This is a genomic window from Exiguobacterium aurantiacum (assembly GCF_001766415.1).
Taxonomy (GTDB): Bacteria; Bacillota; Bacilli; order Exiguobacteriales; family Exiguobacteriaceae; genus Exiguobacterium; species Exiguobacterium aurantiacum_A.
Genome location: NZ_MKXO01000035.1, coordinates 1 through 628 on the forward strand (window position 1 = coordinate 1; position 628 = coordinate 628).

Below are 628 nucleotides of genomic sequence, written 5' to 3' on the forward strand. Positions count from 1 at the left end.
CATATGTCACAGCACTATGATCGTCTGCTACAACGATGACATGGTTGAACAAAGTCGTTTCGTCATTTTCATGAAGATAAACAGCTTGAATTGGTGCTTCAAGCTCTACGTTTTTCGGTACATAGAGGAAAGCCCCGCCATTCACTAAAGCAGCATGTAAAGCTGTTAGTTTATGCTCATCCACTTTCACTGCATCTGTCATGAAGTATTGTTTCACTAAATCTCCATGCGCACGGATCGCTGTATGAAGATCCGTGAAGATCACACCTTTGTCTTTCGCTTCAGCTGAAAGAGACAAATAGGCTGGCGTTTGATCACGCTGAATGTAAACTGTCTTATCTGTGTCCTCTAAATCAATGAGAGATTTCACTTCTTCAGGAAGCTCTTCTAATGATTCAAATGGCGCACTTTCGACTGTATGCTGTTTGAAATTCGTTAAATTCCATTTCGAAATATTCGTTTTGTCAGGCTTTGGCATTGGGAGGTCTTCTGCTTTTTCAAGAGCCTGTAAGCGAAGGGAGCTCATCCATGCCGGTTCCTGATGCTTCTCGGAGAAGCTTTTGACATAATCTTGATCTACTGATAATTTCGTTTCTAATGTCATCAATAATCCTCCTAACGCTTACGC

General features: G+C 41.6%; 1 pseudogene. It reads right to left on the reverse strand.

The features are described from left to right. A pseudogene (locus BJU60_RS14810) lies at positions 1-604 on the reverse strand (Fe-S cluster assembly protein SufD); the annotation flags it as partial. Positions 605-628: the final 24 nt, after the last annotated feature.